At 61.3% G+C, this 25,565-nt stretch carries 27 protein-coding genes and 1 pseudogene; 9 read left to right on the forward strand and 19 right to left on the reverse strand.

Annotation, left to right across the window (positions count from 1 at the left end; genetic code table 11):
- Positions 1–68: 68 nt before the first annotated feature.
- The 4 genes from AACY36_RS14795 to AACY36_RS14810 all read left to right on the forward strand — a co-directional run bounded on the left by AACY36_RS14795 (position 69) and on the right by AACY36_RS14810 (position 3,524).
- Positions 69–674 (forward strand): LPS-assembly lipoprotein LptE, encoded by a 606-nt coding sequence (locus tag AACY36_RS14795; protein WP_339416913.1) that lies wholly within the window; start codon positions 69–71, stop codon positions 672–674.
- A 39-nt stretch (positions 675–713) separates the two neighbouring features.
- A complete protein-coding gene (gene holA, locus AACY36_RS14800) occupies positions 714–1,751 on the forward strand; it encodes a DNA polymerase III subunit delta (protein ID WP_339416914.1) in 1,038 nt (345 codons plus the stop codon).
- Positions 1,752–1,972: 221 nt separating this feature from the next.
- Entirely contained in the window at positions 1,973–2,137 is a 165-nt protein-coding gene (arfA, locus tag AACY36_RS14805) for an alternative ribosome rescue factor ArfA (RefSeq protein ID WP_003176285.1), read from the forward strand.
- 61 nt (positions 2,138–2,198) lie between these two features.
- Complete coding sequence (locus tag AACY36_RS14810; protein ID WP_339416915.1) at positions 2,199–3,524, forward strand: lytic murein transglycosylase; 1,326 nt, start codon at positions 2,199–2,201, stop codon at positions 3,522–3,524.
- An 81-nt stretch (positions 3,525–3,605) separates the two neighbouring features.
- On the opposite strand, the gene AACY36_RS14815 is transcribed toward AACY36_RS14810, so the two are convergent.
- The 13 genes from AACY36_RS14815 to AACY36_RS14875 form a co-directional block, all read right to left on the reverse strand.
- Positions 3,606–4,526 (reverse strand): S66 peptidase family protein, encoded by a 921-nt coding sequence (locus tag AACY36_RS14815; RefSeq protein ID WP_339416917.1) that lies wholly within the window; start codon positions 4,524–4,526, stop codon positions 3,606–3,608.
- Between the two features lie 153 nt (positions 4,527–4,679).
- On the reverse strand, positions 4,680–5,681 hold the full coding sequence (gene lipA, locus AACY36_RS14820; RefSeq protein WP_162490596.1) for a lipoyl synthase: 1,002 nt from the start codon (positions 5,679–5,681) through the stop codon (positions 4,680–4,682).
- A gap of 26 nt (positions 5,682–5,707) precedes the next feature.
- A complete protein-coding gene (lipB, locus tag AACY36_RS14825; RefSeq protein ID WP_339416919.1) occupies positions 5,708–6,355 on the reverse strand; it encodes a lipoyl(octanoyl) transferase LipB in 648 nt (215 codons plus the stop codon).
- Positions 6,355–6,630: a DUF493 domain-containing protein gene (locus tag AACY36_RS14830; protein ID WP_065891172.1), complete on the reverse strand. Its 276-nt coding sequence runs from the start codon at positions 6,628–6,630 to the stop codon at positions 6,355–6,357. The genes lipB and AACY36_RS14830 overlap by 1 nt, the downstream gene beginning before the upstream one ends.
- Positions 6,631–6,713: 83 nt before the next feature.
- Positions 6,714–7,871 carry a D-alanyl-D-alanine carboxypeptidase family protein gene (locus AACY36_RS14835; RefSeq protein ID WP_339416921.1) on the reverse strand — a complete coding sequence of 386 codons (1,158 nt, stop codon included), beginning with the start codon at positions 7,869–7,871 and terminating at the stop codon, positions 6,714–6,716.
- A 180-nt stretch (positions 7,872–8,051) separates the two neighbouring features.
- Positions 8,052–9,050 (reverse strand): septal ring lytic transglycosylase RlpA family protein, encoded by a 999-nt coding sequence (locus tag AACY36_RS14840; protein WP_339416923.1) that lies wholly within the window; start codon positions 9,048–9,050, stop codon positions 8,052–8,054.
- Positions 9,050–10,060, reverse strand: a complete 1,011-nt coding sequence (gene mltB / locus AACY36_RS14845; protein ID WP_339416925.1) for a lytic murein transglycosylase B — start codon at positions 10,058–10,060, stop codon at positions 9,050–9,052. The genes AACY36_RS14840 and mltB overlap by 1 nt, the downstream gene beginning before the upstream one ends.
- 17 nt (positions 10,061–10,077) lie before the next feature.
- On the reverse strand, positions 10,078–11,181 hold the full coding sequence (gene rodA, locus AACY36_RS14850) for a rod shape-determining protein RodA (protein WP_339417049.1): 1,104 nt from the start codon (positions 11,179–11,181) through the stop codon (positions 10,078–10,080).
- A gap of 31 nt (positions 11,182–11,212) precedes the next feature.
- Positions 11,213–13,111 carry a penicillin-binding protein 2 gene (gene mrdA / locus AACY36_RS14855; protein WP_339416926.1) on the reverse strand — a complete coding sequence of 633 codons (1,899 nt, stop codon included), beginning with the start codon at positions 13,109–13,111 and terminating at the stop codon, positions 11,213–11,215.
- Between the two features lie 15 nt (positions 13,112–13,126).
- Positions 13,127–13,594 carry a 23S rRNA (pseudouridine(1915)-N(3))-methyltransferase RlmH gene (gene rlmH, locus AACY36_RS14860; RefSeq protein ID WP_003176297.1) on the reverse strand — a complete coding sequence of 156 codons (468 nt, stop codon included), beginning with the start codon at positions 13,592–13,594 and terminating at the stop codon, positions 13,127–13,129.
- Between the two features lie 9 nt (positions 13,595–13,603).
- Positions 13,604–14,098, reverse strand: coding sequence for a ribosome silencing factor (gene rsfS, locus AACY36_RS14865; protein ID WP_003237041.1), 495 nt, complete (start codon positions 14,096–14,098; stop codon positions 13,604–13,606).
- Between the two features lie 69 nt (positions 14,099–14,167).
- Positions 14,168–14,812: a nicotinate-nucleotide adenylyltransferase gene (nadD, locus tag AACY36_RS14870; RefSeq protein ID WP_049711370.1), complete on the reverse strand. Its 645-nt coding sequence runs from the start codon at positions 14,810–14,812 to the stop codon at positions 14,168–14,170.
- Positions 14,812–16,077: a glutamate-5-semialdehyde dehydrogenase gene (locus tag AACY36_RS14875; RefSeq protein WP_339416927.1), complete on the reverse strand. Its 1,266-nt coding sequence runs from the start codon at positions 16,075–16,077 to the stop codon at positions 14,812–14,814. Before AACY36_RS14875 ends, nadD begins: the two co-directional genes overlap by 1 nt.
- Positions 16,078–16,251: 174 nt before the next feature.
- On the opposite strand from AACY36_RS14875, the gene AACY36_RS14880 reads away from it, so the two are divergent.
- Positions 16,252–16,935 (forward strand): DNA-3-methyladenine glycosylase, encoded by a 684-nt coding sequence (locus AACY36_RS14880; protein ID WP_339417051.1) that lies wholly within the window; start codon positions 16,252–16,254, stop codon positions 16,933–16,935.
- A 149-nt stretch (positions 16,936–17,084) separates the two neighbouring features.
- Complete coding sequence (locus AACY36_RS14885; protein WP_339416928.1) at positions 17,085–18,401, forward strand: bifunctional DedA family/phosphatase PAP2 family protein; 1,317 nt, start codon at positions 17,085–17,087, stop codon at positions 18,399–18,401.
- Here the strand turns inward: AACY36_RS14885 and AACY36_RS14890 are convergent.
- The 3 genes and pseudogenes from AACY36_RS14890 to AACY36_RS14900 all read right to left on the reverse strand — a co-directional run bounded on the left by AACY36_RS14890 (position 18,398) and on the right by AACY36_RS14900 (position 20,067).
- A pseudogene (locus tag AACY36_RS14890) lies at positions 18,398–18,978 on the reverse strand (LON peptidase substrate-binding domain-containing protein). The gene AACY36_RS14885 and the pseudogene AACY36_RS14890 overlap by 4 nt on opposite strands.
- Positions 18,979–19,000: 22 nt before the next feature.
- Positions 19,001–19,717, reverse strand: coding sequence for an LrgB family protein (locus tag AACY36_RS14895; RefSeq protein ID WP_339497266.1), 717 nt, complete (start codon positions 19,715–19,717; stop codon positions 19,001–19,003).
- Positions 19,714–20,067 carry a CidA/LrgA family protein gene (locus tag AACY36_RS14900; RefSeq protein WP_049711365.1) on the reverse strand — a complete coding sequence of 118 codons (354 nt, stop codon included), beginning with the start codon at positions 20,065–20,067 and terminating at the stop codon, positions 19,714–19,716. The genes AACY36_RS14895 and AACY36_RS14900 overlap by 4 nt, the downstream gene beginning before the upstream one ends.
- 159 nt (positions 20,068–20,226) lie before the next feature.
- On the opposite strand from AACY36_RS14900, the gene AACY36_RS14905 reads away from it, so the two are divergent.
- From AACY36_RS14905 to AACY36_RS14915, 3 genes are all read left to right on the forward strand, one after another.
- Entirely contained in the window at positions 20,227–20,682 is a 456-nt protein-coding gene (locus AACY36_RS14905) for a MaoC family dehydratase (protein ID WP_339416931.1), read from the forward strand.
- A gap of 104 nt (positions 20,683–20,786) precedes the next feature.
- Positions 20,787–22,505, forward strand: coding sequence for a C13 family peptidase (locus tag AACY36_RS14910; RefSeq protein WP_339416933.1), 1,719 nt, complete (start codon positions 20,787–20,789; stop codon positions 22,503–22,505).
- Positions 22,506–22,534: 29 nt separating this feature from the next.
- Positions 22,535–23,176 carry an oxidoreductase gene (locus tag AACY36_RS14915; RefSeq protein WP_339416935.1) on the forward strand — a complete coding sequence of 214 codons (642 nt, stop codon included), beginning with the start codon at positions 22,535–22,537 and terminating at the stop codon, positions 23,174–23,176.
- Positions 23,177–23,263: 87 nt separating this feature from the next.
- Here AACY36_RS14915 and AACY36_RS14920 read toward each other — a convergent pair whose 3' ends face one another.
- Genes AACY36_RS14920 through mpl form a run of 3 tightly spaced genes read right to left on the reverse strand, consistent with a single transcriptional unit; the run spans position 23,264 to position 25,516 of the window.
- A complete protein-coding gene (locus AACY36_RS14920) occupies positions 23,264–23,548 on the reverse strand; it encodes a YceK/YidQ family lipoprotein (protein WP_065873690.1) in 285 nt (94 codons plus the stop codon).
- Complete coding sequence (gene ubiX, locus AACY36_RS14925; protein WP_003219402.1) at positions 23,541–24,170, reverse strand: flavin prenyltransferase UbiX; 630 nt, start codon at positions 24,168–24,170, stop codon at positions 23,541–23,543. The genes AACY36_RS14920 and ubiX overlap by 8 nt, the downstream gene beginning before the upstream one ends.
- Entirely contained in the window at positions 24,167–25,516 is a 1,350-nt protein-coding gene (gene mpl / locus AACY36_RS14930) for a UDP-N-acetylmuramate:L-alanyl-gamma-D-glutamyl-meso-diaminopimelate ligase (RefSeq protein WP_339416937.1), read from the reverse strand. Before mpl ends, ubiX begins: the two co-directional genes overlap by 4 nt.
- Positions 25,517–25,565: the final 49 nt, after the last annotated feature.

The raw sequence follows: 25,565 nt of genomic DNA on the forward strand, positions 1-25,565 counted from the left end.
GAGCCCTGCGCCGAACAAAGCCTTCAGGGCCTCGATAAGGCCCACATGGTTTCAAGGGGAGCAACAAAATGATCAAACGCAATTTGCTGGTTATGGGCCTTGCCGTGTTGCTGAGCGCTTGCGGCTTCCAGCTGCGCGGTACCGGCACCCACGAAATGGCGATCAAGGAACTGGACGTCAGTGCCCGCGACGCCTACAGCGAAACAGTGACCCAGCTGCGTCAGGTCCTGGAGAACAGTGGCGTTCACGTCTACACCGGCGCGACCTACAAGCTGTTCCTGGCCAATGAAAAACAAACCCAGCGTAACCTCAGCTATGCCAGCGCCGGGCGTGCGTCCGATATCGAACTGAGCACCGTGCTCAGCTTTGAAATCCAGGGCCACGACCACCTGCCATTGATGGGTGACGACATCCAGATTCAGAAAGTCGTTAGCCACGACGGCAACAACCTGGTGGGTTCGGACTCCGAAATCATTCAGGTGCGTAAGGAGATGCGTCGCGAACTGGTCCAGCGCATGGTGCTGCGCCTCTCGCTGATCACCCCGGAACAACTGGAAACCCTGCAGCAACGCGCTGACGACAAGGCCAAGGCTGATGCCGACGCACTGAAAGCCGCCAAAGAGTACGAAGACAACACGCCGAAACAATCGCCTGTTGAAGTACCTGTCGAGTAAGCCAGACGGGGCGCCCCTGGCGCCCCGTTTACACTGCCTATGAAACTCGCCCCCGCCCAACTCGCCAAACACCTGCAAGGTGGCCTTGCGCCTGTCTACATCGTCAGCGGTGATGACCCGTTGCTGTGCCAGGAAGCCGCCGACGCCATCCGCACCGCCGCACGCCAGCAAGGTTTCGATGAACGCCAGGTCTTCAGCGCCGACGCCAGTTTCGACTGGGGCACGTTGCTGCAAGCCGGCGCGAGCATGTCGCTGTTTGCCGAAAAGCGCCTGTTGGAACTGCGCCTGCCTTCGGGCAAGCCGGGTGACAAGGGTGCCGCCGCCTTCATTGAGTACTGTTCACGACCTGCCGAAGACACGGTCTTGCTGATCAGCCTGCCCAAGCTTGATGGCAGCGCCCAGAAAACCAAGTGGGGCAAGGCACTGGTCGAAGGGGCTCAGACCCAGTTCATCCAGATCTGGCCAGTCGACAGCAACCAGTTGCCGCAATGGATTCGCCAACGCCTGGCACAATCGGGGCTGTCGGCGACCCAGGATGCGGTGGAGCTGATCGCCGCCCGGGTCGAAGGCAACTTGCTTGCCGCAGCCCAAGAGATCGAAAAGCTCAAGCTGATGGCCGAAGACGGGCAAATCACCGTTGAGACCGTCCAGGGCGCGGTGGCCGACAGTGCGCGCTTTGATGTGTTCGGGCTGGTGGATGCCATCCTCAATGGCGAACCCGCCCATGCCCTGCGCATGCTTGAGGGCTTGCGCGGCGAAGGCGTAGAGCCGCCGGTGATTCTCTGGGCCCTTGCGCGAGAATTGCGGGTGCTGGCCAACATTGCCCTGCAATACAGCCAGGGCACGCCGCTGGACAAAGCGTTCAGCCAAGCCCGGCCACCGGTCTGGGACAAACGCAAACCCTTGATGAGCAAGGCCCTGCAACGGCACTCGGCACAACGCTGGGCGCAGCTTTTGCTGGAAGCGCAGCGCATCGATGCGCAGATCAAGGGCCAGGCAGCGGGATCGCCGTGGATGAGCTTGAGCCGTTTGTCGCTGTTGATGGCCGGCCAGCGCCTGACACTGCCTGCTGAATAACACTTTCTAAAACACCACCTTCCCCTGTGGGCGCCGGGCTTGCCCGCGATGCAGGCACCTCGGTTTTTCAGATGCATGGAGGTGATGCTATCGCAGGCAAGCCACACATTAACCGTACTTACTTCAGCTTGCGAAAGCGCCTACACATCGCTGGGCTTTACAGCGGGTGAACTTCGGCCGATCATTTGCGCCGTTCCATCCACCCCACGAGAGTAACCATCATGAGCAAAAAGCCATCCAAGCATGGCCCCAACAAGGCCAAATCCATCATCGCCCAGCCACTGTTCCGCAGCCGTCAGGAACGCGCCGGCAAGGGCAAAGGCAGCTACCGCCGCGAAGCCTTCCAGTCTAATAGCTGGGAGGCTTCTTACTTTCTGGCTGCCTGAAGGCAAGCGCCCCTCTGACATGATAAGGTCTGCACCTGATTTGTAATCTCTGGACCTGTGCATGCCCTCTAGTCTTCCCCGTCGTTGGCACCTTCGCCAATTGATCGCTGCCTCCAGCCTCATTCTGCTAGTCGCCTGCGCGGAGAAACCGACCGCCGCCGACGCTCAACCACTGCCAAAGTTACAGACCGCCCCGGTGGTAGCGCCCGCTGTCGTGGCCCCGCTGGCGGTGGACAATCTTGATATCCAACCGACCCAGACCTTTGCCGAATGGCAGGCTGGCTTTCGCGTGCAAGCCCTGCAGGCCGGCATCACCGAAGCTGTGTTCGACAACGCTTTCGCCAACGTCACCCCTGATATGGCGGTCATCCGCGCCGACCGCAGCCAGCCGGAATTTTCCCGCCCCGTGTGGGAATACCTCGACGGCGCCCTCTCGCCGGTGCGCGTGCGTAATGGCCAGGCATTGTTGAACAAATACGCCGATATCCTGCAAAGCATCGAGCAACGTTATGGCGTCGACCGCCAGGCGCTGGTGTCGGTGTGGGGCATGGAAAGCAATTTCGGACAGTTCCAGGGCAATAACTCGGTGATTCGTTCGCTGGCGACCCTGGCCTATGAAGGCCGTCGCCCAGCATTCGCCCAGGCGCAACTGTTGGCAGCGCTGCAGATCATCCAGCACGGCGACATCCAGGCAGACCAGATGAAAGGGTCCTGGGCCGGCGCCATGGGCCAGACCCAATTTATCCCGACCACCTACAACACCCATGCCGTCGACTTCGATGGCGACGGTCGCCGCGACATCTGGAACAGCCCAGCGGACGCGCTCGCCTCCACCGCGCACTACCTGCAAAGCTCCGGCTGGCAGAAAGGCCAGCCATGGGGCTTCGAGGTGAAACAACTGCCGGCGAACTTCGATTACGCCCTGGCCGATGGCGGCATTCGCAAGACAGTCGCCGAATGGCTGAAACTTGGTATCCAACTGCCACCGGGCGCCAGCATGCCGCCCAACGCCGACCAGCTGTCAGCCGCCCTGCTGTTGCCGGCGGGCTACCGTGGCCCGGCGTTCCTGGTGCTGGATAACTTCCGCGCAATCCTCAGGTACAACAACTCGTCGTCCTACGCGCTGGCGGTTGGCCTGTTGTCGGAAAGGTTCGGTGGCGGTGGTGTAATTCGTGGTGACTGGCCGAAGGATGAGCTGCCGCTGAGTCGCTCCCAGCGTATCGACTTGCAGACAGCGCTGAGTGCCAACGGCTATGACGCGGGGAACCCGGACGGGATCATCGGCGCCAATACGCGCAAGGCGATTCGTGCGGCGCAGCAAGCGCTGCGCTGGCCGGCGGATGGGTATCCGACGGTGAAGCTGCTGGAATCGTTGCAGAACAGGTAGACCCCAGCCCCAACAGTTGGAATGCATTTCCCTGAGGGAGCTGGCTCGCCTGCGATGACTGCCTGGCAGGCGATATCAAACTCAGTCCTTGAAGACCACATCCTGCTCCAACACCACCCGCTGTTCCCCCGCCTCCAACCTAACCAACGCGCCCATCGGCAACGTCAGGTTCGGATCACAATGCCCACTGCGCCAGCCGGACAATACCGGAATGCACAGCGGTTCAAAGGTCTGCTTGAGCAGCCGCTCCAACGCATCCTTGTCCACACCCGCCACATCCCCCACCAGCACACCCGCAACCTGGGCCAGCTTGCCTGCCAGGCGCAGGTGCGTGAGCAGACGGTCGATGCGGTAGAGGGGCTCGTTGACGTCTTCGATAAACAGGATGATGCCCTCAGCATCCATCTCGTAGGGCGTGCCCATGACAGCCGCGATCATCGACAGATTGCCGCCCAGCAAACGCCCGCAGGCGACGCCCGGTTCAATCGTAGTCAGCGGGTAAGCCACCGGGTGTATCAACTGGCTACCAGCACTCAGTTGGCCGCGCAGCAGACTGAACAGCGAGGCTTCGGTGGGTTGTTGCTTATCGCCCAGCAGATCGGCATTGAGCATCGGCCCGTGGAAGGTCACGAAGCCGGCATATCGGCTGATCGCTAGGTGCAGAGCGGTGATGTCGCTATAACCTACGAACGGCTTGGGATGGGCGCGTAGCAGGTCGAAATCCAGGCTATCAAGCAGACGCGGCGTGCCGTAGCCGCCGCGCAGGCAGAAGATGGCGTCGATTTCAGGGTCGGCAAAGGCTTTATGGAGGTCGTTGAGGCGGACTTTATCGCTGCCGGCCAGGTAGCCGTCGCGCTCATAGACGCCAGGGAAGATTCGCAGGTCGTAACCGTGGGCGCGCATCCATTGGTCGGCCTTTTCGAAGTCCAGCGTGGCGGGGCCGGCGGGAGCGATCAGGGCGATGGTGCCTTCGGCTCGCAAGGCAGGTACGGCAATGCTCATCCACAACTCTCCTTGGCAGACGCGGAACGAAATGTGGGAGCGGGCTTGCTCGCGAAGGCGCAGTGTCAGTCAATAAATCAGGTGACTGAAAAACACCGCCTTCGCGAGCACGCCCGCTCCCACATTGGATCAGCGGTGTTGGCCAAATCTGTATTACGACACCAGGCTAGCCTTGACCAGCTTGGCCTGTTCGTCCGCATGGTATGACGAACGCACCAACGGCCCCGACGCAACGTTCTTGAAGCCCATCTTGTAACCTTCCTCGGCGAACCAGGCGAAGGTGTCCGGGTGCACGAAACGCTGCACCGGCAAGTGGCTGCGGGACGGTTGCAGGTACTGGCCCAGGGTCAGCATGTCGATATCGTGTTCGCGCATGCGCTGCATGACTTCGATCACTTCTTCGTCGGTCTCGCCCAGGCCCAGCATCAGGCCGGATTTGGTCGGAATGTGCGGCATCATTTGCTTGAATTTCTGCAGCAGGGTCAGCGACCACTGGTAGTCCGAACCCGGGCGCGCGGCCTTGTACAGGCGTGGCACGGTTTCCAGGTTGTGGTTGAACACATCCGGCGGCTCGGCAGCGGTGATTTCCAGCGCCACGTCCATACGGCCACGGTAGTCCGGCACCAGGGTTTCGAGCATGACGTTCGGCGACAACTTGCGGATTTCGCGGATGCAGTCGGCAAAGTGCTGGGCACCGCCGTCACGCAGGTCGTCGCGGTCAACCGAGGTGATCACCACGTACTTGAGCTTAAGGTCGGCAATGGCGATGGCCAGGCTTTCCGGCTCGTTGACGTCCAGTGGCTTCGGACGGCCGTGGCCCACGTCGCAGAACGGGCAACGACGGGTGCAGATGTCACCCATAATCATGAAGGTGGCGGTGCCGCCGGAGAAGCACTCGCCTAGGTTTGGGCAGGACGCTTCTTCGCACACGCTGTGCAGCTTGTGTTTGCGCAGCAGGGCCTTGATACGGTCGACTTCCGGCGAAACCGGGATGCGCACGCGGATCCAGTCAGGCTTCTTCGGCAGTTCGGTGGTCGGAATGATCTTCACCGGAATGCGTGCAACCTTCTCGGCGCCGCGCAGCTTGACGCCGGCTTCCACCTTGGCACGCGGGGCCGGGGCCGCACGGTCGGTAACGTCCACCGTCGGGATCATGGTTTGCACTGCATCAGTAGTCATAATCAGTCGATTCCGCCCGTGAGGGTCGTCTGCTCAGCATAGTCGAGGTGTTTGACGAGCTGCTCACGCAGCCGGGCACTTACCTCGGCAAATTTAATCGGTGTGGCGTGATCACTCAGTTGCGTCATCGCCAACCCGGCATAGCCACATGGGTTGATCCGCCGGAACGGGGCTAGGTCCATGTCCACGTTCAAGGCCAAGCCATGGAAGGAACAGCCGTGGCGAATCCGCAGCCCCAGGGAGGCGATTTTCGCGCCGTCCACATAAACACCCGGCGCATCCGGCTTGGCCGCGGCGGTCACGCCGTAACTGGCCAACAGCTCGATCAGGCAAGCCTCCATGCGGCTGACGAGGTCGCGCACGCCGAACCCTAGCTTGCGCACATCCAGCAACAGATAAGCGACAAGCTGACCGGGCCCATGGTAAGTCACTTGGCCACCTCGGTCGACCTGCACCACCGGAATATCCCCCGGCAGAAGCAAGTGCTCGGCCTTGCCGGCCTGGCCCTGGGTAAATACCGGCGGATGTTCCACCAGCCAGATTTCATCGGGGGCCGACGTGCCGCGCTCGTTAGTGAACCGCTGCATGGCGTGCCAGACGGGCGCGTAGTCCATCCGGCCGAGCTCGCGAAAGCCCAGGACCTGTGACATCACAACACCATGTGCACGAAGCCAGTGGCCCGCAGTTCACTGTTGATGTCGTAGAGCTGGTCTTGCCCCGTCGCAACGATGTGCAACTGGATCGTGGTGTATTTGCCTGTGGAGCTGGATCGCTCGTCCACACGCTCATCATTGATCGTGGCGTGCTTGCGCACGATCTCAAGGATCAAGTCTTTGCGGCCTACGCCGGTGTCGCTGATGATCTTGATGGGATAGTCCACCACCGGGAATTCGATCTTTGGCGCCTTTACTTCGGTATCGGTCATGGCGTAACGGCCTCGTAAGCGTAAGCCTTGGCGACAACAAAGCCCCGCGTCGGATCAACGCGGGGCTTTGCAGATGCACACTATCAGTTGAACAAGCCGTAGAAGAATAGACGGATGCTATCCCACACGCGGCGGAAGATACCACCCTCGTCGACGGCATCCAGGGCGATCAGGTCGGCGCTGTGCACCACCTTGTCGTCCAGCTTCACTTCGACTTTACCGATCACATCGCCCTTGGCGATTGGCGCAACCAATTGCGGGTTCATGGTCATGCTGGCAGCGAGCTTTTTCAGCTGGCCTTTAGGCATGGTCAGGGTCAGGTCTTCAGCCAGGCCGGCCTTGACTTGGGAGGTAGCGCCCTTCCAAACCGGCGCGGTCGCCAGTTCAGCACCCTTCTGGTAGAAGGTCTGGGTTTCGAAGAAGCGGAAACCGTAGGTCAGCAGTTTTTGCGTTTCGGCCGCACGGGCCTGCTCGCTGTTGGTGCCGAAGACCACGGCGATCAGGCGTTGGCCGTCACGTACAGCGGACGACACCATGCAGTAGCCGGCTTCTTCGGTGTGGCCGGTTTTCAGACCATCAACGGTCTTGTCGCGCCACAGCAGCAGGTTGCGGTTAGGTTGCTTGATGTTGTTCCAGTAGAACTCTTTCTGGGAGTAGATCGCGTAGTGCACCGGGTCGATACGAATGATCGCGCGCGCCAGGATTGCCATGTCGTGAGCCGACGAGTAGTGCTCTGGGTTCGGCAGACCGGTCGGGTTCATGAAGTGGCTGTTGGTCATGCCCAGGTCAGTCGCCGTCTTGTTCATCATGTCGGCGAACGCGTCTTCGCTGCCGGCGATGTGCTCGGCCAGGGCGACGCTGGCGTCGTTACCGGACTGGATGATGATGCCGTGCAGCAGGTCGCTTACAGTCACCTGCGAACCGACCTTGATGAACATCCGCGAGCCGCCGGTACGCCAGGCGTTTTCGCTGACGGTCACCGGATCGTTCTCGCCGATCTGGCCGCGACGGATTTCCAGGGTCGCGATGTAGGCGGTCATCAGTTTGGTCAGGCTGGCCGGTGGCAGGCGCTGGTCACCGTTGCTCTCGACCAGCACGTTGCCACTGGCAGCATCCATGAGAACCCAGGACTTGGCGGCCAGTTGCGGGGAAGCCGGCACCATTTCAACGGCCCAGGCGGCCGGGGTGATGATCAGCGAAAGAAGCAGGCACGTGCGTTTGGCTAAGGTGGTGATGTTCATCCGTCTCTCGAAATTGCTTATGGAAACTTGCCCTCGCGGGCAAAACTCATTCAGGCAGCCCGTTGCCAGACTGTCGCGTATTCGGTTGCCCGCTCACCCCTTGCCCCTGGGTTTTTATTGTCAAACGAGCCAACAACCACAGCTCTGACCCGCGCACGAGCCAGAACCATCAATTCTCTGTTATTCGGCGGTAACCACGCTGGGTTGCCCCAGGTTGGCCATGCGCACGCTGTTCTGCACTTGCGCGACTTCGCTCGGCGAGCCTATCGGCCCCATCCGCACGCGATGCAGGGTCTGCTGGTTACGCACGATGGAGCTGATAAAAACCGGCGCGTTGACCATCCCGCTCAGCTTGGACCTTAACAGTTCTGCCGCATCCGGGTTGGCGAAAGCGCCGACCTGCAGGTATTGCCCGCCCGCGACGGCAGCGCCTGGTGCTGCCCTGGGTACGACGACGGTGTCCGGAGCATGCTGCTGCGGCGGAGGCGTCCACTGCTCGACCTTGCCCGTTGAGGCGGTCACTTGCGGCTGCTGGGTTTGCGGCTCATTGAGCATCAGCGGCGCTGGCTTGCCGCGCTGGGCCCAATATTGCGCCGGGTCGATACCTTCAACCTTCACGCGCGCAGTACCGGTTTCGGCATAACCGAGTTTCTTCGCGGCAGCGTACGACAAGTCGATGATGCGGTCCGAATAGAACGGCCCGCGGTCGTTGACTCGCAGGATCACCGTGCGGTTGTTGTCCAGGTTGGTCACGCGTACGTAGCTGGGCAGCGGCAGGGTCTTGTGGGCCGCGCTCATGCCGTACAGGTCATACACTTCGCCGTTGGCGGTGTTCTGGCCATGGAATTTGGTGCCATACCAGGACGCTGTACCCGATTGGACGTACGTCTTGGATTCCTGCAGGGGGAAGTAGCTTTTGCCCAGCACGGTATAAGGGTTCGCCTTATACGGGCCGGTGTGCAGGGTCGGCGTGGCGTCCGGGATCTTCGACACGTCGACGTCCCACCACGGCGCGCCATCTTTGTGCGCGCGGTTGATGTCCAGGCCCGGCTGGGCACGGACAACCGTGCCCCCGGCCTTCTGCGCCGGACCACGACTGGTGGAACAACTGACGACCAGCAGGGACAACGCGGCGAACGCCACCAGCTTGAGCGGTTTATTGAACGGCGATGCCCGCATTACTTGTTGCCCCGTGCTTGGACCAGCATGTCTGACAGCTGATGCACGGCCATGGCGTACATCACACTGCGGTTATAACGCGTGATTGCGTAGAAATTCTTCAGGCCCATCCAGTATTCAGGGCCATTTTCGCCTTCAAGACGGAACGCCGTCACCGGCAGATCATCAGGCAGCGCATTCTGACTCGACCAGCCCAGCGCCCGCAACTCCCCGACCGTCTTGGCCGGCTCTATGCCTTGGGTCAGGCCTTCGTCGGCGCGATCCCCCGTGACATCGGCGCGGATCACCACCGGTTCGCCGCCGACCCAGCCATGACGCTTGAAGTAGCTGGCCACACTGCCGATGGCATCGTCCGGATTGCTCCAGATATTGATATGCCCATCACCGTCAAAGTCAACGGCATAGGCGCGGAAGCTGCTCGGCATGAACTGCGGCAAGCCCATCGCACCCGCGTAGGAACCCTTGAGGCTCAGCGGGTCGGCCTGCTCTTCGCGAGCCAGCAGCAGGAATTCGCGCAGCTCCTTGCGGAAGAAGTCGGCGCGCGGCGGGTAATCGAAGCCCAGGGTCGACAAGGCGTCGATCACCCGGTAACTGCCGGTATTGCGCCCGTAAAAGGTTTCGATGCCAATGATCGCGACAATGACCTGAGCTGGCACACCGTATTCCTGCTCGGCGCGGGCCAGTACTGCCTCATGCTGACGCCAGAAGTCCACACCCCGCGCCACGCGGGCGTCGGTGAGGAACATCGGGCGATACTCCTTCCACTGCTTCACGCGTTCGGCAGGGCGAGAAATGGCGTCGAGGATCGACTGTTTTTTCTGGGCTTCGCGGAACACGCCCATCAGTTGCTCACCGGCGAAACCATAGTCGCGGGTCATTTCACCGACAAACTCGGCGACCTGGGGTGAACCATCGTAGTCACCGGCCCGCGCCTCTTGCGTTGCGCCCAGCAGCCCAATCAGACCCATCCAGGACGCATGCCGAGTCGCCCAGCCGCGCATTACTTGCATTGACATCTTCACCTTATTCAAACCTGTGCGATCCATTTGCGATGCGTATGAATCGACATCAAAACCCCAAACGCTGACATCAATGTCACCAGCGAAGTTCCGCCGTAGCTAATGAACGGCAACGGCACCCCAACAACCGGCAACAGGCCACTGACCATACCGATGTTGACGAAAACGTAAACAAAAAAAGTCATGGTCAGTGCGCCGGCCAGCAATTTTCCGAACAACGTCTGCGCCTGCGCGGTGATCACCAGGCCGCGACCAATCAACAGCAAATAGATCAGGAGCAACGCGCAAATGCCCACCAGGCCAAACTCTTCGCCCAGTACCGCAATAATGAAGTCGGTGTGGCTCTCGGGCAAAAAGTCCAAGTGCGATTGGGTGCCCAGCAACCACCCCTTACCAAATACGCCGCCGGAACCGATGGCGGCCTTCGACTGGATGATGTTCCAGCCGGTGCCGAGCGGGTCGCTTTCAGGGTCGAGGAAGGTCAGGATTCGCTGCTTCTGGTAGTCATGCATAAAGAAGAACCACATGGCCACGGCCACGGGCACGGCGGCAGCCAGCACGCTGAGGATCCAGCGCCAGCGCAAACCGCCCATGAACAGCACAAAGGCACCGCCCGCCAGGATCAGCAGCGAGGTGCCGAGGTCGGGCTGGCGCACGATTAGCACAAACGGCACGCCAATCAGGATCAGGCTGATCCCCACATGTTTGAGCTGCGGCGGCAAGGTGCGCTTGGACAAGTACCAGGCGATGGTTGCCGGCATCAGAATCTTCATGAATTCCGACGGCTGGAAGCGAATCACCCCCGGAATGTTGATCCAGCGCGTCGCGCCCATGGCGTTGTGGCCCATCACGTCCACGACCACCAGCAGCAACACCCCGACGACGTAGCCCAGCGGCACCCAACGCGCCATGAACCGTGGCTCAAGCTGGGCGATCACGACCATCGACAACAGGCCCAGGCCGAACGACGACGCTTGCTTGATCAGCAGGTCCCAGTTCTTGCCGCTGGCCGAGTACAGGACGAACAGGCTGCCCGCTGCCAATGTCAGCAACAGGATCAGCAACGGGCCATCAATGTGAATGCGTTGCAGAAACGTCGCACGACGACGCATCACGTCCTCGCTGGAGAGGATGCGGTCAAATTTACTCTTCATGGGCCGTAACCTCGGTGCTTGACGGGGGGCCGCCATATTCGGGCTTGAGCCTGCCGTCGTCGGCCAACAGCCAGGCGTCCATGATCTGGCGCACCACCGGGGCCGCGACGCCGGAGCCGGATTCGCCGTTTTCGACCATCACCGCCACCACAATTTTCGGATCGTCGGCCGGCGCGAAGCCGACAAACAAGGCGTGGTCACGGTGGCGCTCCTGAACCTTGGAGCGGTCATATTTCTCGCCTTGCTTGATCGCCACTACTTGCGCGGTACCGCTCTTGCCGGCAATACGGTATTGCGCGCCAATCGCCGCTTTGCGCGCTGTACCGCGGGCACCGTGCATCACTTGCTGCATGCCATGGTTGACCTTGGTCCAGTCCGACGGGTCACGCAGCACAATGTCGGGGATCGGGTTGTCATCCACCGGTTTTTCGCCTTCGATGGTCCGGGCCAGGTGCGGACGGTTCCAGATGCCTTTGTTGGCCACCAGCGCCGTGGCCTGGGCCAACTGCAGCGGTGTGGCCTGCATGTAGCCCTGGCCGATGCCGAGGATCAGCGTCTCGCCCGGGAACCACGCCTGGCGGCGGGTCGCGCGCTTCCATTCGCGCGACGGCATCAAGCCTGGGGACTCTTCGAACATATCCAGGGAGACTTTTTGACCGAGGCCGAACTTGCGCATATAGGTGGATAGGCGATCAATCCCCAGCTTGTGGGCCAGGTCGTAAAAATAGGTGTCGTTGGAGCGCATGATCGCGGTGTCCAAGTCGACATAGCCGTCACCGGTGCGGTTCCAGTTACGGTATTTGTGATCGTAGTTGGGCAGCATGTAGTAGCCAGGGTCATAGACTCGGCTGGAGGCCGTGATCACGCCCGCGTCCAGACCCGCAATCGCCACCGCCGGCTTGATCGTCGAACCCGGCGGGTACAGGCCGCGCAATACGCGGTTGAACAGCGGCCGGTCAATGGAATCGCGCAACTCGGCGTAAGCCTTGAAGCTGATGCCGGTCACAAACAGGTTGGGGTCGAAGCTTGGTTGGCTGACCATCGCCAGCACTTCACCGGTCTTCGGGTCCAGCGCGACCACCGCGCCACGCCGACCGCCCAGGGCCATCTCGGCGGCTTCCTGCAACTTGATATCCAGGCTCAGGACGATGTCCTTGCCCGGCACCGGATCGGTGCGTTTGAGTACCCGAAGCACACGGCCGCGAGCGTTGGTCTCGACTTCTTCGTAACCCACCTGGCCGTGCAGTTCTGGCTCGTAGAAACGCTCGATGCCAGTCTTGCCGATATGGTGGGTGCCGCTGTAATTGACCGGGTCGAGGCTTTTCAGCTCTTTCTCGTTGATTCGCCCCATGTAGCCGACAGAGTGCGCAAAGTGCGGCCCATGCGGGTAGTGCCGCACCAACTGCGCCACCACTTCCACACCCGGCAGACGGAACTGGTTCACCGCGATCCGGGCGATCTGCTCTTCGGTCAGCTCAAACAGGATCGGCACCGGCTCGAATGGCCTGCGCCCCTGCTTCATGCGCTTTTCGAAGATCACGCGGTCTTCTGGGGTCAACTGCAGCACCTCGACGATCACATCAAGGATCTGCTGCCAATCACCGGAACGTTCGCGGGTCATGCTCAGGCTGAAGCTGGGCCGGTTATCCGCGACCACCACGCCATTGCGGTCGAAAATCAGCCCACGGGTCGGCGGAATCGGCTGCACATGCACCCGGTTGTTTTCCGACAGCGTGGAGTGATAGTCGTACTGGATCACCTGCAGGAAATACAGGCGCGCAATCAGCACCCCGATTAGCCCAACCACCATAAAAGCGCCGAACACGACCCGAGCGCGTACGAGACGTGCGTCTTTCTCGTGGTCCTTGATGCGGATCGGCTGGGTCATCGAAAGAGGCGCAGATTATTTGTGATAAGGGTGCCCGGACAGAACTGTCCAGGCGCGATACAGCTGCTCACCGATCAGAATCCGTACCAACGGGTGCGGCAGCGTCAACGCTGACAACGACCAACGCTGGTCCGCCCGCGCACAGACTTCCGGCGCCAGCCCTTCGGGGCCGCCCACCATGAAGTTGACCGTACGCGAATCCAGGCGCCAGCGATCCAGCTCCACCGCCAATTGCTCGGTGCTCCAGGGTTTGCCGTGCACTTCGAGAGTGACGATGCGCTCATTGGGGCCGACCTTGGCCAACATGGCTTCGCCTTCCTGACGGATAAAGCGCGCCACATCGGCATTCTTGCCCCGGGTATTCAGCGGTATTTCCACCAGTTCAAGCGACAGCTCAGCGGGCAGACGCTTGGCATACTCGTGCCAGCCTTCTTCCACCCACTTGGGCATGCGTGAACCGACAGCGATCAGACGCAGGCGCACAGCCGTTCCTTATTCCTGGTCTTTGTTCAGCTTGTCGAAGTGCGCGTGGCCCACTTCCGGGCTGTGGTGCTTGCCATCGGCGGCACGGCTCTGCTCGGCGCCTTTCCAAAGACGCTCCAGGTCGTAGAACTGGCGAGCGTTGGAGGTCATCATGTGCACGATCACGTCGTCCATGTCCAACAGCACCCAGTCGCTGTCGCCCTTGCCTTCTTCACCCAGCGGCTTGACGCCTTGGGCTTTGACGGCTTCGCGAACCTTGTCCAGCATCGCGCCGATCTGGCGGTTGGAGGTACCGGTGGCGATGATCATGTAGTCGGTGATGCTCTGCTTGTCGCGCACGTCCAGCACTTGGATGTCCTGGGCCTTAACGTCTTCCAGGGCCGCTACGGCGACTTTTACCAGCTCTTCGCCAGCCAGCTCAGGGCCAACGTGGGCTTCTACCGGCAGCGGGGCGCTTTTGAAGGTGCCTTTGCGCTTAACTTTGCTTACGTCTTTGTTCGTCATATAAAACTCGTTTTGCTCGTATGTACGGGCGCTCGCTGTACGACTGTGCGTACGCTCAAGCGCGCCTTTTCAGTTCGACGCACGGTAAAGCCCGTGCGCATCGATGTAGGCCAGGACCGCGTCAGGCACCAGGAAACGTACCGACTTCCCGCTGGCCAGCAGTTGACGGATCTGGGTGGCGGACACCGCAAGCGGGGTCTGCCAGACGAATGCAATATTCCCGTTCGGCCCGGTCAGGGCCAAGGGGTCACTTACCGACCGCGCGGCCAGCAGGTTGCGCAAGGCATCCGGCGGTTCGCTGTCGGCATCCGGGCGTTGCAAAACCAGGATGTGGCAATGCTGAAGGAGTTCCTCCCAGCGATGCCAAGAGGGCAGGCCGCAAAATGCGTCCCAGCCCAAAAGCAGAAACAACTGGTCATCTGCGGCCAGTTCAGCGCGCATCAGCTCCAGGGTGTCAACAGTGTAGGACGGTTTATCGCGCTTGAGCTCATGGTCGTCCACCACCAGCGGCGAGATACCTTCCACGGCCAGGCGCACCATTTCAAGGCGCTGCTGCGGCGACACCTGCGGCGTATCGCGATGCGGAGGCCGGGCGTTGGGCATCACCCGCAGCTCGTCCAGCGCAAGGGCATCCGCGACTTCCAGGGCACTGCGCAAGTGGCCGATGTGCACGGGGTCGAAGGTACCGCCGAGCAGCCCGATGCGTTTAGCCATCAAGTGCGCACATGACCGTCGCCGAACACCACGTACTTCTCGCTGGTCAGGCCTTCCAAGCCAACCGGGCCGCGTGCGTGGAGCTTGTCGGTGGAAATGCCGATCTCCGCCCCCAGGCCATACTCGAAACCATCGGCAAAACGCGTCGAGGCGTTGACGATCACCGAAGCGGAATCCACTTCGTTGAGGAAACGCCGGGCATCGCTGAAATGCTCGGAAACAATGGCGTCGGTGTGCTTGGAGCCATAGGTGTTGATGTGCTCGATGGCCTCATCCAGGTCGTCGACGATGCGGATCGACAGGATCGGCGCCGTGTACTCGGTGTACCAGTCTTGCTCGGTCGCTTCGATCACGTCCGCGCCGAGCAGCGCGCGGGTGCGCACACAACCACGCAGCTCCACGCCCTTGTCGCGGTAGATGGCAGCCAGCGGCGGCAGCACGCGATCGGCAATGCCGACGTGCACCAGCAGGGTTTCCATGGTGTTGCACGGGGCGTAGCGGTGAGTCTTGGCGTTGTCGGCGATGCGGATCGCCTTGTCGATGTCGGCAGCGATGTCGATGTATACGTGACACACGCCGTCCAAGTGCTTGATGACTGGCACCTTGGCATCGCGGCTGACGCGCTCGATCAGGCTCTTGCCGCCACGTGGCACGATCACGTCGACAAATTCCGGCATGGTGATCAGCGCACCTACGGCGGCGCGGTCGGTGGTTTCCACCACCTGCACCACTTCGGCGGGCAATTCGGCCACGGCCAGGCCCTGCTGAATACACGCTGCAATGGCGCGGTTCGAATTGATCGCCTCGGAACCGCCACGCAGGATGGTGGCGTTGCCGGACTTGAGGCACAGGCTCGCCGCGTCAATGGTAACGTTCGGACGCGACTCATAAATGATGCCGATCACGCCTAGCGGCACGCGCATCTTGCCGACCTGGATGCCGGACGGCAGGTAACGCATGTCGCGGATTTCGCCGATGGGGTCAGGCAGCTTGGCCACCTGACGCAAACCTTCGATCATGTCGTCGATACGTGCCGGGGTCAGCGCCAGGCGGTCCAGCAGGGCCGGCTCCAGGCCATTGGCGCGGCCGTTGGCCAGGTCCAGTTCGTTGGCAGTGGCGAGCTCGGAGCGCGAAGCATCCAGAGCGTCAGCGGCAGCCAACAGGGCACGGTTCTTCTGCGCAGTGCTCGCACGGGCGATCAACCGCGAGGCCTGACGGGCAGCGCGACCCAGGCGGGTCATGTAGTCAAGAACGGACTCAGTCATGGTCAGGGAGTCTTGGCATGGAGGAAAGCGGCAGATTATAGCTGTGACGCCGCCCGACTGACAGCGGTGAGGGGCGGATGGTCGAAATGAACTGTAAAAATCTGGGGTTCAGCGGTAATTAAGGTGGGAGTTGTTATGATTCCGTCACATTTAGCCGTATTCACCCTGACTGCCATGCCCAGCTCATCGCCCCTGCTCCCCGCCAGCGCCCTGCCCGACAGCTTCTTCGACCGCGATGCGCAAACGCTTGCGCAAGCATTACTCGGAAAAGTCATCCGCCATCGCGTCGGCGAAACCTGGCTTTCTGCACGAATTATTGAAACCGAAGCCTATTACGTGGCCGAAAAAGGCAGTCACGCTTCATTGGGCTACACAGAAAAGCGTAAGGCTTTGTTTCTGGATGGCGGTCATATCTACATGTACTACGCCCGTGGTGGCGATTCCCTGAACTTCAGCGCTCATGGGCCGGGTAATGCCGTGTTGATCAAATCGGCGTATCCGTGGGTCGACGCGTTGTCCGGCCCCGAAAGCCTGGCGCAGATGCTGTTGAACAATCCAAATGCCGATGGCAGCCCGCGTGCCGCTCAAAAGCTGTGCGCAGGCCAGACGTTGCTTTGCAAAGCCTTGAGGTTGAAGGTGCCGATGTGGGATGCCAAGCGCTTCGATCAGCAATTGCTCTACGTTGAGGATGTGGGCCAGGCGCCGAGTCAGATCATCCAAACCACCCGCCTGGGCATTCCCAGCGGCCGGGATGAACACTTGATGTACCGCTTTGTGGATGCTGGCTATGCGCCTTATTGCACACGGAACCCGCTGCGCCGTGGCCAGGTCGAAGGGCGCGATTATTTTTTGATTTGATTAGTAGAGGCCGCTGTTGCTGCTGAAAATTGATATCTGCAGCGCGGCAGATTCCATGTGGGAGCGGGCTTGCTCGCTCCCACAGTTGATGTGCGGCGAGTCCGGATATGAATTTGCAAGGCAGTGGCCGAATAAATGGAGTGGATTGTATGGGCCAATGGCTCGATAGCATTACCGGCTGGTTGACCCTCAACCCCGAATGGCTGGCGGTGGCGGTGTTTATCGTCGCCTGCGTGGAGTGCTTGGCCATCGCCGGGTTGATCGTGCCTGGCACGGTATTGTTGTTTGCTATTGCCGCACTCGCCGGCAGCGGCGCACTGTCCCTGAGTGAAACCTTGCTGATGGGCTTTCTGGGCGGTCTGCTCGGTGACGGGGCTTCCTATTTTGTGGGTCGACATTTCCACCAGAACATCAGGCGTTTGCCCGGCTTGCGTCACCATCCTGAATGGATGAACGGCGCTGAAACCTACTTCCACAAGTACGGCATTGCCAGCCTCCTGGTCGGACGCTTCATCGGCCCGCTGCGCCCTATGCTGCCGATGGTGGCGGGCATGTGCGACATGCCATTTCCGCGCTTTGCGGTGGTGAGCGTCGTGGCGGCAGCGGGCTGGTCGGTGGCCTATCTGCTGCCGGGCTGGGCGACCGGCGCCGCCTTCCGCTTGCCTCTGCCCGAGGGGTTCTGGCCCGAGGCCGCAGTGGTCGCAGGATGCCTGGCCGTCCTGATCGGGCTGAGCGTGAACAGCAGCTTGCGCGGCCATCGTCGCGCTACCTTGTGGATGGGTTGCGCGAGCCTGGTGCTGTTGATCGCGCTGTTTATCGGCTACCACGCTCTGGACAACTTCGACCATGGCCTGACCGCCCTGGTGCAGGAACATCGCAGCACTTGGTTGGATGAAGTGATGGTGCGCATCACCCAACTGGGTGAATTCAAGAAGATGTTTTTCGCCAGCGCCGTGTTCACCGGCCTGCTGCTATTGGCACGCCAATGGCGCCATGCGGTGTTTGTCGGCGTAACGCTGGCGGGCGCTGCGGTGATCAACACCGGGACCAAGCTGTTTTTCGCTCGCGGACGGCCGGAAATCCTTACAGACCCTTTGACCAGCTTCAGCATGCCCAGCGGCCACGCGTCCGGCGCTTTCGCGTTTTTCCTGGCCCTGGCGATCCTGGCCGGTCGCGGGCAACCCACACGGCTGCGCCTGACGTGGATGCTGCTGGGCTGCATTCCGGCTGCATTTATCGCGCTGTCGCGGGTCTACCTCGGCGCCCATTGGCCCACGGACATCCTGGCCGGCACACTGCTGGCGATGACGGTGTGTGCGTTCAGCCTGGGCATCAGCCAGTACCGAAGCCCGCTGCCCGCCATGTCACAAAAAACCTGGTGGCTGTTGTTGCCGGCGCTGATTGCGGTGCTGAGCTTCATCGCACTCACCGGCACGCCGCATGCTCTGCTGCGCTACGCCTATTAAGTGAACAGCTCCCCCTGCAATTCATCGAGCAGCATCTGGATCGCATCCAGGCGCTGCTGCGGGTCGTCGAGTTGCAGCAGGTCGACCTTGTCGGCTTCGGTGAAGGGCAGCAGGTACGCCAACTGATTGCCCAAGGCTTGCTGTCCGTCGGCGTGCGCATCCATGTCCAGCGAAGCAACCATGGGGTGCTCGGCCAACGCCTGCAGCAGCGCCAGCAGGTCGGCGTCCTCTTCTTCCAGCGGTTGGTCAGGCAGTTCTTCGAGCCATTGCACGTCGGCCACCAGCAATTGGTCCCTCTGCACGCCCGCATCCCGCACGCGGAACCTGCGACCCGAATCCCCAGCAGGCCGTTGTCCTGTTGTTTGAAGTCGCGAATCAGCGCTTCACAGCCGATCAGCGCGTAGCCGTCCGGGGCCATGCCCACTTCCCTGCCGTCGAGGATGCACACCACGCCGAAGCTTTCGCCCTTTTTCATGCAGCGGCTGATCATGTCCAGGTAGCGCGCCTCGAACAGTTGCAGGTCGAGGGTGCAGCCAGGGAACAGCACGGTATTTAGCGGGAACAGCGCCAGACTCATAAAAGGTTTCCTTAACCCCGATTTAAACGATCACCGACACAGCCAGCGGCAGCAGCACCGCCGTAGCTACGCCCATCAGACTCATGGCCAGCGCCGCAAAGGCGCCGCACTCTTCGCTTTCCTGCAGGGCCACCGAGGTGCCGACAGCGTGGGCGGTCATGCCCAGGGCCATGCCTCGCGCTTCGGGGCTGTACACGCCCAAGCGTGAAAGCAGTGACGGGCCGACCATCGCCCCCACCACCCCGGTGATCAGCACAAACACCGCCGCCAACGCTGCCACGCCGCCGATCTGCTCGGCCACCAGCATGGCAATCGGCGAGGTCACCGACTTGGGCGCCATGGTCATCAACATCATGTGCTCGGCGCCAAACCACCAGCCCAGCAGCACACACAGGCCGGTGGCCAACACCCCGCCTACCACCAGCGTAGTAAAAATCGGCCAGAACAATTGGCGAATCCGTCGCAGGTTCAAATACAGCGGCACGGCCAGCGCCACCGTCGCCGGGCCGAGCAGGATGCCCATGATCTCGGTGCTCTTGCGGTATTCGGCGTAGCTCAGGCCACAGGAGAGCAACACGCCGATCACCAACAGCATGGAGACCAGCACCGGTTGCAGGAACACCCAACGGGCCTTCTCGAACCCTGCCAACACCAGTTGATAGGCACCGAGGGTGATACCAATGCCGAACAAGGGGTGATGAATCACCGCCGTCCACGCGCCCTGCCAGTCGAAGGTCATTGATCCTTCTCCTTGCGCTTGACCATGTGTTGCATCAGCACACCGACAAACGCCATGGCGATCACCAGCGACAGCACCAGCGCGCCGACAATCGCCCAGAAATCAGCGGCAATGTCCTTGGCGTACACCATTACCCCCACCGCCGGCGGCACCAACAGTAACGGCAGGTAACGCAACAGGCTGCTGGCCGCCAGGCTCAGGGGCTCGCCGACTTCGCCGCGCCACACCAGGTAACCCAGCATCAGCAACAGGCCGATGATCGGCCCCGGCAGCACCGGCAGCAGCAAATGATTGAGTGCCGTGCCGATCAATTGAAACAGCACCAGCCATGTCAGACCGCGTAACAGCATCCGTTTTCTCCCCCTCAAAACGTGTCGGCATTATAAGCATGCCCGCCGTATGCTCAGGCATTCGCCAAAAGCATGGTGGGTTGACCCGACCTGTTGCCCATGATGATCTACATTGAAGTTCGCCCACTGATAAAAACCGATGAACCAAGGAGAGACGCAATGCCTTATATACCCGTAGCGCAGCTCAACGATTATGTCGGCAAGGAACTGGGACGTTCCGAATGGCTCACCATCGACCAGGCGCGCATCAACCTGTTCGCAGAGGCCACAGGCGATCATCAGTTCATCCACGTCGACCCGGTCAAGGCCGCGCAAACACCGTTCGGCAGCACCATCGCCCACGGCTTCCTGTCGTTGTCGCTGATGCCCAAGCTGATGGAAGACATCCTGATCATGCCTGAAGGCCTGAAGATGGCCGTCAACTATGGCCTGGACAGCGTGCGCTTTATCCAGCCGGTAAAGGTTGATTCCAAGGTGCGGCTGAACGTGACCCTGACCGACGTCACCGAGAAAAAGCCTGGTCAATGGCTGTTCAAGGCCACCGCCACCCTGGAAATCGAAGGCCAGGAAAAACCCGCCTACATTGCCGAGTCGCTGTCACTCTGCTTCGTGTAAGCCTTGCCTGTGGTGAGGGGTAAAACCTCACCACTGTGTATGTAAATTTATGTATGAAACTCGCGGCTGCGGCATACTCGGCGCTCAATTACCCGGATCCCGCTATGCGCCCCCTCGCTCCCCTTGCCCTTGCCCTGTTGCTCACCGCTTGCGGAGACGGCGAATCGCTGTTGCCGCCCGATGCGCGCCTGCCCGACGGCGGCCGTTACCGGGGCGATGTGGTCAATGGCTTGCTGCAAGGCCAGGGCCGTGTGGACTACCCCAATGGCAGCTGGTACGCCGGCCAGTTCGACAAAGGTCAATGGCACGGCCAGGGCGAATGGCATGGCAGCAATGGCGAAGTCTATAAAGGTCAGTTCAAACAGGGCCTGTTCGACGGCCAGGGCAGCCTGACCACGGCGGGCAGTCACTATGTGGGCGGTTTCAAGAACGGGCGACGCAACGGCGAAGGCACCCTCAAAGAGGGGCAGATGACCTATCGCGGTGAATTCAAGAACGACCAGTATTCCGGCCTCGGCCGCCTGGAACTGGCCGACGGCAGCCAGTACCAGGGCCAGTTCGCCCACGGCAAGCCGAATGGCGAAGGCCAGCGCAACGATGACAGTGGCAACCAGTTCAGCGGCCATTTCGTCGATGGCCAACTGGAAGACAACGGCACGTTCAACAGCGCCGACGGCGACATCTATGTCGGCCAGTTCAAACAGAACCAGCTCAACGGCAAAGGCCGCTATGAGAACGCCGACGGCGACGTGTGGATCGGCCAGTTCAAGGAAGGCGCGCTCAGCGGCAAAGGCGAGTTGATTGGCGTCGATGGTAGCCACTACGTGGGTCAGTTCAGCGATTGGCGCTTTACCGGTGAAGGCCGCCTGAACCTCACCGACGGCAGCTTCTATATCGGCGGCTTCGACAGCGACAGCTACCAAGGCAAAGGCACCCTCGTCCTCACCGATGGCACCGTACAGGCCGGCACGTGGGTCAATGGCCTGCGTGTGCGTGATGCCGACGGCAAATTATTGCCCGACCCACTGGAAATCGGCGTGCTGGCCCAGGGCCGCCTGCTGGATACCGCCCTCGCCGAAGTGCCCGCCTCCACCCCCGCCGTGGAGCTGTACACCCTCGCCGTGGCCGGTGACGGCAAACAGAGCGTGTTCCTGCGCGAGGCCGATTACGTCAGCAACCTGCTCGCAACGCGTTTCGGCGCGCGCGGGCAGATTCGCCTGGTCAATCACCGCGACCACATCGCCGACCGCCCCCTGGCCACCCGCGAAAGCCTGCGTCGCGCCGTGCAAACCCTGGCCGAACGCACCGGCCCGGAAGACTTGGTGTTTATTTACATGACCAGCCACGGCACCCACGAACACGAACTGGTGCTGGACCAACCGCGCATGGAACTGGCGGACCTGCCTGCCGATGAGCTGGCCGCCGTGATGGCGCCGTTGAAGAACCGCGACAAGATCGTGGTGATTTCCGCCTGCTATTCCGGCGGCTTCATCCCGGCACTCAAAGATGAGCGCACGCTGATCATGACCGCCTCGCGGGCCGACCGTGTGTCCTTCGGTTGTTCCGAGGAAGCCGACTTCACCTACTTCGGCGACGCCCTCTTCGCCCAAGCCTTCAACCAGACCGACGACCTGCAGCAAGCCTTCAAGCTGGCGCAACTGCATGTGGCCGAGCGCGAGCAGGCGGACAGCTTCGAAGCCTCCGAACCGCAGATATGGGCCCCCAAGGGCGTCATCGCCCATTGGCACTTATTACGCAAACAGCAGGCACGAAAGGCGCTCGAAAGCGTCTCAATGAATAGCAAGGAAGCCAAAGGCAACTAAGCTGTAACGTGTAACGAGGGGGAAACACCATGTACCTGACTCCGCAGCATATCTTGCTCGCTGGCGCCTCCGGCCTCGCCGGCGAACACCTGCTCGACCGCCTGCTCAACGAACCCACCGTGACCCGCGTGCTGGCACCCAGCCGCAAGCCACTGGCCGAACACCCGCACCTGGAAAACCCGGTGGGCGACCCGGCGGTGCTCCTGCCGAAACTGAGCGGCCAGGTGGATATCGCCTTTTGCTGCCTGGGCACGACCATCAAACAGGCGGGCTCCGAAGACGCCTTCCGCGCGGTCGACCTGGACATGGTGGTGGCTTTCGCCAAACGTGCGCGGGAACTGGGCGCGCGACACCTGATCGTGGTCAGCGCGATTGGCGCCGACCCGAAGTCCTCGATCTTCTACAACCGCGTCAAAGGCGAAATGGAGGAAGAGTTGAAGGCTCAGGATTGGCCACAACTGACCATCGTGCGACCGTCGCTGTTACTCGGGGAAAGGCTGGAGCCGCGCTTGGCCGAACAGTTGGCAGGGCCGTTGTCGCGATTGATTCCTGGGAAATACCGCGGCATTGAAGTGTGCGAACTGGCCCGCGCCATGTGGCGCCTGGCCCTGGAAGAGCAGGATGGGGTGCGGGTGGTGGAGTCGGATGAGTTGCGCAAGCTGGGCAAGTAAACCGATTTAATTATCTGGCAGAGATTCAAATGTGGGAGCGGCGGTTCGACGCTCCCACGTTGGTTTTGTGCTGCCTTCCAGATAGGGTTAGAGGCCACCGGTAGCGTTGAAGCCAACCCCAAGTACCGTCAACACCGACAGCGGCAACAACAGCGTATCGAGCAACGCACTCGCCGGAAGATCCACACCGGGATAGCTCGGCGCCTCGGCACCAAACCTATCCTTGGCGCAACACCCCCCATTCATCGCATACAGATCCAGGCGCGTACCGGCATACACCACCGGCGCGCCTGGCTTTGCCGCATCCAGCGTGCGCGCAGTGGCGCAGCCCGTCAGATGCAACGCCAGTACGATCAGCAGCGCCTTATTCATCACTGCTCAAATGATGCTCGCCCCAACGCGGCAGCATGTCCTGAGGGATATTCAGCAGGTTGAGAATCCGCGCCACCACAAAATCCACCAAGTCATCGATGGTCTGCGGCTGGTGATAAAAACCGGGCGAGGCCGGCAAAATCGTCACGCCCATGTTCGACAACTTGAGCATGTGCTCCAGGTGAATGCTCGAATACGGCGCTTCACGGGGCACCAGGATCAACTGCCGGCGCTCCTTCAACGTCACGTCTGCTGCGCGTTCGATCAAGTTGTTGCAGGCACCCGTGGCGATTGCCGACAGGGTGCCCGTGGAACACGGCACCACCACCATGGCCGCCGGCGCGCCGGAGCCGGAGGCCACGGGCGACATCCAGTCCTCTTTACCGTAAACCTTGATCTGCCCCGCCGCCGCACCGGTGTACTCAGTGAGGAAGGCCTGCATCATCTGCACCTTGGGCGGCAGCGCCACATCGGTCTCGGTGGCCAGCACCAACTGCGCGGCCTTGGAGATCAGGAAGTGCACCTCACGGTCTTCGCGCACCAGGCAGTCCAGCAGGCGCAAACCATAGGGCGCGCCGGACGCACCGGTCATCGCCAGGGTGACGCGCTCTGGGCCGCTCATTTCAGCGCCTCGGCCAGCTTGCCGTGCAGGCCACCGAAGCCGCCGTTGCTCATGACCACCACATGCGTGCCCGGTTTGGCCTGTTGCTTGACGTGCTCAATGATGCCTTCGATGGAGTCACACACGGTTGAGGGCACCGTGCACAGCGCGGCAATCGCCGGCAGGTCCCAGCCAAGGTTGGCCGGCGCGTACCAGACGGCCTCGTCGGCGTCGTTGACGCTTTCCGGCAGGCCATCGCGGTGTGCGCCAAGCTTCATGGAGTTGGAACGCGGCTCGATAATCGCAATGATCGGCGCGTCACCGACACGCTTGCGCAGGCCGTCCAAGGTAGTAGCAATGGCCGTTGGGTGGTGGGCAAAGTCGTCGTAGATGGTAATCCCATTCACGTCGGCGACTTTTTCCATACGGCGCTTCACGCTTTTGAAAGCACTCAACGCGGCAATGCCCATGGAAGGCACCACGCCCACATGCCGCGCGGCAGCGAGGGTAACCAAGGCGTTGGCGACGTTGTGCTGGCCGGTCATGTCCCAATCGACAATGCCCTGGGGTTTGCCTTCGAACAGCACTTCAAATCGGGAACCGTCTTCGCTGAGCAGCTTGACCTGCCACTGCCCGCCCGCGCCGGTGGTTTGCACCGGGGTCCAGCAGCCCATCTCGATCACACGCTGCAGCGCCGGCTCGGTGGTTGGGTGGATCACCAGGCCTTCGCTCGCAATGGTGCGCACCAAATGGTGGAACTGACGCTCGATGGCCGGCAGATCAGGAAAGATGTCAGCGTGATCGAACTCCAGGTTATTCAGGATCGCCGTGCGCGGGCGGTAGTGAACGAACTTGGAGCGTTTGTCGAAGAACGCACTGTCGTATTCATCGGCCTCGATCACGAAGAACGGCGTATCGCCCAGGCGCGCCGACACCGAGAAGTTCTGCGGCACGCCGCCGATCAGGAACCCCGGGCTCATGCCCGCATGCTCCAGCACCCAGGCCAGCATGCTGCTGGTGGTGGTTTTGCCGTGGGTGCCGGCAACCGCGAGCACCCAACGGCCTTGCAGCACATGGTCCGCCAGCCATTGCGGACCAGACACATAGGGCAAACCTTTATTGAGTACGTATTCGACCGCCGGGTTGCCACGGGACATCGCGTTGCCGATCACCACCAGGTCCGGGACCGTGTCGAATTGCGACGGGTCGTAGCCTTGAGTCAGCTCGATGCCCTGGGCCTCGAGTTGCGTGCTCATGGGTGGGTAAACGTTGGCATCGGAGCCTGTCACGTGATGGCCCAGCTCTTTGGCCAGTACTGCCATCGAGCCCATGAACGTGCCGCAAATACCGAGAATATGAATGTGCATAGTCGACCTCGTAAAACATCGAGGCAGGTTAGCGCAGAGGGGCGAAAAT

Source organism: Pseudomonas sp. EA_15y_Pfl1_P101 (genome assembly GCF_963970835.1).
Classification (GTDB): Bacteria; Pseudomonadota; Gammaproteobacteria; order Pseudomonadales; family Pseudomonadaceae; genus Aquipseudomonas; species Aquipseudomonas tritici.

Excerpts from the sequence above, each read along its gene's own strand:
- AACY36_RS14795 (WP_339416913.1), top strand. The coding sequence starts at position 69 with ATGATCAAACGCAATTTGCTGGTTATGGGCCTTGCCGTGTTGCTGAGC.
- holA (WP_339416914.1), top strand. The coding sequence starts at position 714 with ATGAAACTCGCCCCCGCCCAACTCGCCAAACACCTGCAAGGTGGCCTT.
- arfA (WP_003176285.1), top strand. The coding sequence starts at position 1,973 with ATGAGCAAAAAGCCATCCAAGCATGGCCCCAACAAGGCCAAATCCATC.
- AACY36_RS14810 (WP_339416915.1), top strand. The coding sequence starts at position 2,199 with ATGCCCTCTAGTCTTCCCCGTCGTTGGCACCTTCGCCAATTGATCGCT.
- AACY36_RS14815 (WP_339416917.1), bottom strand. The coding sequence starts at position 4,526 with ATGAGCATTGCCGTACCTGCCTTGCGAGCCGAAGGCACCATCGCCCTG.
- lipA (WP_162490596.1), bottom strand. The coding sequence starts at position 5,681 with ATGATCCCGACGGTGGACGTTACCGACCGTGCGGCCCCGGCCCCGCGT.
- lipB (WP_339416919.1), bottom strand. The coding sequence starts at position 6,355 with ATGTCACAGGTCCTGGGCTTTCGCGAGCTCGGCCGGATGGACTACGCG.
- AACY36_RS14830 (WP_065891172.1), bottom strand. The coding sequence starts at position 6,630 with ATGACCGATACCGAAGTAAAGGCGCCAAAGATCGAATTCCCGGTGGTG.
- AACY36_RS14835 (WP_339416921.1), bottom strand. The coding sequence starts at position 7,871 with ATGAACATCACCACCTTAGCCAAACGCACGTGCCTGCTTCTTTCGCTG.
- AACY36_RS14840 (WP_339416923.1), bottom strand. The coding sequence starts at position 9,050 with ATGCGGGCATCGCCGTTCAATAAACCGCTCAAGCTGGTGGCGTTCGCC.
- mltB (WP_339416925.1), bottom strand. The coding sequence starts at position 10,060 with ATGCAAGTAATGCGCGGCTGGGCGACTCGGCATGCGTCCTGGATGGGT.
- rodA (WP_339417049.1), bottom strand. The coding sequence starts at position 11,181 with ATGCGTCGTCGTGCGACGTTTCTGCAACGCATTCACATTGATGGCCCG.
- mrdA (WP_339416926.1), bottom strand. The coding sequence starts at position 13,111 with ATGACCCAGCCGATCCGCATCAAGGACCACGAGAAAGACGCACGTCTC.
- rsfS (WP_003237041.1), bottom strand. The coding sequence starts at position 14,098 with ATGACGAACAAAGACGTAAGCAAAGTTAAGCGCAAAGGCACCTTCAAA.
- nadD (WP_049711370.1), bottom strand. The coding sequence starts at position 14,812 with ATGGCTAAACGCATCGGGCTGCTCGGCGGTACCTTCGACCCCGTGCAC.
- AACY36_RS14875 (WP_339416927.1), bottom strand. The coding sequence starts at position 16,077 with ATGACTGAGTCCGTTCTTGACTACATGACCCGCCTGGGTCGCGCTGCC.
- AACY36_RS14880 (WP_339417051.1), top strand. The coding sequence starts at position 16,252 with ATGCCCAGCTCATCGCCCCTGCTCCCCGCCAGCGCCCTGCCCGACAGC.
- AACY36_RS14885 (WP_339416928.1), top strand. The coding sequence starts at position 17,085 with ATGGGCCAATGGCTCGATAGCATTACCGGCTGGTTGACCCTCAACCCC.
- AACY36_RS14895 (WP_339497266.1), bottom strand. The coding sequence starts at position 19,717 with ATGACCTTCGACTGGCAGGGCGCGTGGACGGCGGTGATTCATCACCCC.
- AACY36_RS14900 (WP_049711365.1), bottom strand. The coding sequence starts at position 20,067 with ATGCTGTTACGCGGTCTGACATGGCTGGTGCTGTTTCAATTGATCGGC.
- AACY36_RS14905 (WP_339416931.1), top strand. The coding sequence starts at position 20,227 with ATGCCTTATATACCCGTAGCGCAGCTCAACGATTATGTCGGCAAGGAA.
- AACY36_RS14910 (WP_339416933.1), top strand. The coding sequence starts at position 20,787 with ATGCGCCCCCTCGCTCCCCTTGCCCTTGCCCTGTTGCTCACCGCTTGC.
- AACY36_RS14915 (WP_339416935.1), top strand. The coding sequence starts at position 22,535 with ATGTACCTGACTCCGCAGCATATCTTGCTCGCTGGCGCCTCCGGCCTC.
- AACY36_RS14920 (WP_065873690.1), bottom strand. The coding sequence starts at position 23,548 with ATGAATAAGGCGCTGCTGATCGTACTGGCGTTGCATCTGACGGGCTGC.
- ubiX (WP_003219402.1), bottom strand. The coding sequence starts at position 24,170 with ATGAGCGGCCCAGAGCGCGTCACCCTGGCGATGACCGGTGCGTCCGGC.
- mpl (WP_339416937.1), bottom strand. The coding sequence starts at position 25,516 with ATGCACATTCATATTCTCGGTATTTGCGGCACGTTCATGGGCTCGATG.